Source organism: Pelagimonas sp. (assembly GCF_050633425.1).
In the GTDB taxonomy this organism is placed as follows: domain Bacteria; phylum Pseudomonadota; class Alphaproteobacteria; order Rhodobacterales; family Rhodobacteraceae; genus Pelagimonas.
In genome coordinates this window covers 1-3,774 of the sequence record NZ_JBOEGM010000066.1, presented here as the reverse complement: position 1 = coordinate 3,774, position 3,774 = coordinate 1, and the positions used below count along the sequence as shown (strand labels likewise).

At 57.7% G+C, this 3,774-nt stretch carries 3 protein-coding genes; all 3 read left to right on the top strand.

What is annotated here, in order from left to right:
• Nucleotides 1–121: 121 nt before the first annotated feature.
• From ACRBB0_RS27205 to ACRBB0_RS27195, 3 genes are read left to right on the top strand one after another with little or no spacing between them, the layout of a single operon-like run.
• Nucleotides 122–1,765 carry a Mu transposase C-terminal domain-containing protein gene (locus ACRBB0_RS27205; RefSeq protein ID WP_350141042.1) on the top strand — a complete coding sequence of 548 codons (1,644 nt, stop codon included), beginning with the start codon at nucleotides 122–124 and terminating at the stop codon, nucleotides 1,763–1,765.
• Complete coding sequence (locus ACRBB0_RS27200; RefSeq protein ID WP_303704581.1) at nucleotides 1,756–2,697, top strand: TniB family NTP-binding protein; 942 nt, start codon at nucleotides 1,756–1,758, stop codon at nucleotides 2,695–2,697. Before ACRBB0_RS27205 ends, ACRBB0_RS27200 begins: the two co-directional genes overlap by 10 nt.
• Nucleotides 2,694–3,761 carry a TniQ family protein gene (locus tag ACRBB0_RS27195; protein WP_431377609.1) on the top strand — a complete coding sequence of 356 codons (1,068 nt, stop codon included), beginning with the start codon at nucleotides 2,694–2,696 and terminating at the stop codon, nucleotides 3,759–3,761. Before ACRBB0_RS27200 ends, ACRBB0_RS27195 begins: the two co-directional genes overlap by 4 nt.
• Nucleotides 3,762–3,774: the final 13 nt, after the last annotated feature.

Genomic DNA, 3,774 nt, shown 5'->3' with positions numbered 1-3,774 from the left:
TGTCGTTCTTGTTCCATCACTGGAATCTAACCCATTGATATTATTATATTCATGTTTCTGTTTCATTTCCGGATTATAGTTTCATTATCGGACATAAGATACCTTTTTGTGGGTTTTGGCCATGGTGGATCGCTCAGACATCAACGCCGTAGATGATGCGGCATGGGAACAGGCGGTTGCGCGTGAAGGAGTGATACGAAGGCTGGCGAGCACGGCCAAACCTGATCGCCGCGAATTCCTCTCGGCCTGCCGGGAACTTGGTCTCAAACGATCCCGTCTTTACGATCTGATTAAAGCATACAAGGCGCGCCCGATCACAAGTTCCCTCCTGACAGGCACGGCAGGGACCCAAACGGGCAGCCGGCGACTGCCGGAAGTGATCGAAGTTGTGATTTCAGAGGCAATTGAGGACTTCTTCAAGTCCCGTCAGAAGCCGAGCATCAATGCATTGCATAAAGAGGTGCGCAGGCGTTGCGCTCAACAAGGCTTGCGCGCTCCATGCTGGACCGCGGTACGCGACCGTGTGACGGCGATAGACCCTGCCGAGTTAGTGTCTGCCCGCGAGGGGGCCAAGGTTGCCCGTAGCCGCTATCATCCTGTCCCCGGAACCTATCGGATTGAGCGGGCTTTTGAGGTTGTCCAGATCGATCACACTTTGGTGGATGTCATCGTTGTAGACCGTGCCCACCGCAAGCCTCTGCAAAGGCCTTGGGTGACGCTGGCCATCGACGTTGCCAGCCGTATGGTTGCTGGGTTTTATCTGACGCTGGAACCGCCATCCGCCTTGTCGGTTTCTTTGGCGGTCCAACATCTTGTGCAGCCCAAACTGGATTGGCTGGACGGTTTGGGCATTGATGCAAACTGGCCGACGGCAGGGCTACCTGAGACCATCCATGTCGATAACGCCAAGGAGTTCCGCTCAAAGGCCATGCGGCGCGGCGCTGAGGAGCATGGGATTTCGCTGCAGTACCGACCGATCGGATCACCACATTACGGTGGCCATATCGAGCGGATGATCGGAACGATGATGGGGGCGGCACATTTGCTGCCCGGGTCGACCTTTAGCAACATCAAAGACCGTGGTGACTATGACTCTGTAGCAAATTCGTCGATGACGCTGGAAGAGCTGGAGCATTGGCTTGCTCTTGAAATCACCCGTTATCATGCTGAACGGCACCGATCCTTGGGTATTCCACCGATTGCGGCTTGGCAGGAGGCCGTTCAGAGACGCGATGCGGCCTTGCGACACCCCTATGATCCAGAAGGGTTTCGGATCGACTTTCTGCCTGCTGTCGAACGTATGGTGCGCCGCGATGGTATCCACCTGTTCGGCCTAAGATACTGGGACGATGTTCTGAGTATTTGGGCTGGCAGGCGGGGGCGACAGTTGCGTGTGTCCTACGATCCACGGGACCTGTCCACCGTGTTCGTGCGGGGCCCGGATGGTCAGCGATACCCTGTGCGGTTTGCCGATCTGCGGCACCCTCCGATCACTTTGGCGGAGCATCGCCGCGCGCAGACAGTTCTGCGCGAGCGGGGTCGATCGCTTGAGGATGAAAACCTCATTTTCGCAGTGATCGAAGAGCAGCGGGCCTTGGTTGATGCCGCATCAGGCAAAACGCGGGAAGCCAGACGATTTGCGGAACGGCGAGATCGGGCACTGGCTAGCGTCGAACCTGCCGCGATCGAAGAAAACGACCCTGAACATGCAGAATCTGGTGATATCCTCAATGTGCCCACGTTCGAAGTGGAGGAATGGTCGTGAGCGGGGCAGGGGAGTTCGCACATCTCGATCCGAACTATCGACGGTTCGCTGCCCTTTCGGACGAAGAGCGTATTGCCTGGATCAGGGCTGACCGCTGGATCGGTTTCGATCAGGCGGGATTGGCGCTTGGACGCCTTGAAAACTTGCTTACCTATCCGCCGCGCGACCGGATGCCCTGTCTGCTGATCTATGGCGACACAGGCATGGGTAAGACCAAGATCGTGCGCAAGTTTGAACGCGATCACCCGCCAAAGTTCTGTCAGGTAACCGGCGTCGATCATCGCCCTGTGGTGGTTGCACAAGTACCATCCGAGCCGATTGAGCGGGATCTTTACCGCGAATTGCTCGCCAGTATGGGCGCGCCAGCAATGGCCGGAGGGACATTGGCCCGTGAGAAAGATGTTTGCCGCTCTTTGTTGCGCACCGTTGGAGCGAAGATGATCATTTTGGACGAGGTGAACGGCATGCTGGCCGGTACGTTCCGCCAACAGCGGATTTTTCTCAACGCCATAAGGTTTCTGGCCAATGATCTGCGGGTTCCATTGGTTTGCGCCGGGACGGACCTTGCTCGTCAAGCGCTGTTGACGGATGCGCAACTGGCGGAGCGGTTCGAGGCGTTTCACCTCAAGCCTTGGAAGAACGATGCGGTCTTTGCTGGTCTTTTGAAGAGTCTCGGACATATCCTACCGCTGCGCGAACCATCCGATCTGACCAGCGCCGACACAAGGGCGCGGATCCATACGCTGACCTCAGGTGTGACGGCTCGCATATTTCGTTTGATTGAGACAGCGGCGGAGGCGGCGGTCCTCTCAGGCCGGGAAAGGCTTGATGCCGAAAGTTTCGGGGACGATCTGGTGTTGCCTCTGGTGTCAATGACACAGGCTGGTCGCCGCCAGTCGCGAAAAAACATGCAGTCGCGGGTAACAGCATGACGGCGGTGATCCGGCCTCCCGTCGCACCTCGTCCATTCCGTGACGAATTACTCTCGTCTTGGATGGCGCGGGTTGCGACACGCTTTGGTTTGGAGGTGCGTGACATGACGGCGTATATGGCAGGGCAGAGGGATAACCTACCGTTGCTACGCCAGATTGATGACACAGCGCCTGACCCGGAACTACTAAAGATTTGGGCGCGGGGCTGCAGGATCGATCCTGCGCGCCTCGAACGCCTTTCATTGAAATTTAGGCACCACAACCGGCCGCGCGATTGGATTTCGAGTGCGAGAGGGGGAGGTGTATCCGTATGTTTTGCCTGCTTTGATGCGGATGTCGCGGTGGGGCGAGACGCCTATATTCGGGCTGATTGGAGGTTGGTTGAACGGGTTGTTTGCCCGGTTCACAAAGAGATGCTGCGGGACCGCTGCCTTGAATGTGGTGCCCACCTGCGGACTTCGTTCAGGTTGCGCACGGGTCTGCTTCGGGTGTTCTGCGCCAAATGCGATTGTCTTCTCACAGGCAGGGGAGGGGCGCGGGCGGATCGTGCAGACACGGCATTTACAGAGGGCACTCTAACGTTTCAGCGGCAGGTCGAGCGGATCATCAATGGTGATAAGGGTCATCTGGCTCTCTTGGAGCGGACAATACGCGCGCTATGGGCACCGCTTGATTGGGCGGGTGCTGCGCGTCCTGTCTTGGCGCTTTGGTTCGATCAAGAGGGATGGAACTGTCCTTTCGAGGCCCGAGCCGCCGTAGGCGCGCCGGCCCCGCTCCAGCATCTTTCCGTACGATGGCGTGTCTTGACGCTGGTTATCCTTGGCGATCTCTTTGGAGAACGGATGGTTCCAATGGCGACAATGCCTGAGGCGGCCGCGCGGTTGTTCAGACGTGCCGCGCCGATCCCGCGGGCACCTTACGGGCGCAGGGCAGCAATCAGCAAGGGAGAGGACCCGATCGACATCGTCACAAGACGAGTCCAGAGATTGAGCAAGAGCCCAGTCCACCGATGGAATGGAAATTTCGAGGACGAGAGGGCTGATTTTGGGCGAGTCCGGCCATGAAACAAAAGCGACA